Source organism: Pseudoalteromonas sp. NJ631 (genome assembly GCF_000276645.1).
GTDB lineage: Bacteria > Pseudomonadota > Gammaproteobacteria > Enterobacterales > Alteromonadaceae > Pseudoalteromonas > Pseudoalteromonas piscicida.
The window spans coordinates 1-1,463 of the sequence record NZ_AKXJ01000037.1; the positions used below are offsets into that span (position 1 = coordinate 1).

Annotated in this window: 1 protein-coding gene; it reads right to left on the reverse strand. The window is 49.3% G+C overall.

The genetic code is table 11. From position 1 onward, the window contains the following. On the reverse strand, nucleotides 1–1,439 hold a 1,439-nt coding region (locus tag A587_RS0123675), incomplete at its 3' end, for an amino acid adenylation domain-containing protein (RefSeq protein WP_198285551.1). Between the last annotated feature and the right edge of the window lie 24 nt (nucleotides 1,440–1,463).

Sequence of the window (1,463 nt, forward strand, 5' to 3'; positions counted from 1 at the left end):
CCATTAGCGGTTAACGGCAAATGCTCTAGCAACACAAAGGCGCTGGGCACCATATAGTCAGGTAAGGTTTTACGCGCATGCTGACGCGCTTCTTCGATTAACCGCGCTTCATGACTATCTGCACCCGTGGCAACCAGATAGCCTACCAAGCGTTTGTCATTTCCTCCCGCTTCGCGAGCCAGCACCACGGCTTCTTTAATCCCATCGCACTCTTCTAGGACATGTTCAATTTCCCCCAGCTCAATGCGATATCCTCTCACCTTCACCTGATGGTCAATACGACCCAAGTACTCCAGCTCACCGCTGGGCAGCCAACGCACAAGATCCCCTGTTCGATACAAACGTTTACTGCTGTTACTGCCCAAACCGTCATAAAATGGATTGGTAACAAACTTTTCATCATTCAGTTCTGGCCGGTTCAGATAACCCCGAGTTAATCCCGCTCCGCCTATGTATAGTTCCCCACTCACCCCCTTTGGGGCTAGCTGGCCTGATTGCGTTAACACATAAAGCTGGGTATTGGCTATCCCGATACCTATGCTCGCCCGCCCCTTGGCTGTTCGCAATTTATAGGTGGAATAGGTGGTATCTTCTGATGGCCCATATAGGTCATACACAGAGCTAAAACCTGCCTGATATAGGCTATCAACCAAATCTTGCTTTAATGCTTCTCCCGCCAGATTTATCGTTTTTAATTTTACTGGCAGCTTTTTACCAGAAAGTAAAATCTTAGCCGCCGAAGGCACCGTGTTGACTAAAGTAACTTTGTCTAGGGCATCAGTCTCAAAGAAATTAAGAATATTCTTAACTATCAAAACCGAACCTCCGGCGGCCAGAGGTGCAAATATTTCAAAAATCGACAGATCGAAGCACATCGAAGTTGAAGCCAGCACGCACCCTAAGGTTTCCCGGCTATAAAAATCCAACGCCCAGGCCAACAGGGCTGCAGTGTTTCTGTGCTCGACCATAACCCCCTTAGGTTGCCCGGTAGAGCCTGAGGTATATATCACATACGCCAGATGCTCAGCGCATAATCCCACAGATGATACCGACAGATTATCCGACGGCATGGCCGTTAATCTTATTGCTAGCTGTGCATCATCCAGACACAGGGCCCAACTCTCAAGAAACGGTAAGCTGTCCAGCACCTGGCTTTGTGTCAACACAATATCTACGCCGCTGTCACTGAGCATATAGGCCAACCGGGATTCAGGATAGTCAGGATCTAAAGGTAGATAAGCACCGCCAGCCTTGAGGATGGCCAGAATAGCGACCACCATATCCAAAGAGCGCTCGACACACACCCCGACTAAGGTCTCGGGCTTCACCCCCTGTGCTTTCAGATAATGGGCCAGCTGGTTAGCACGGCGGTTTAAATCCTCATAAGTTAAAGAAGCGCCATTGCAAAGCACAGCCTCCTGCTCGGGGTGGAGTGACACTCTGGCTTCAAAAAACTCATGAAT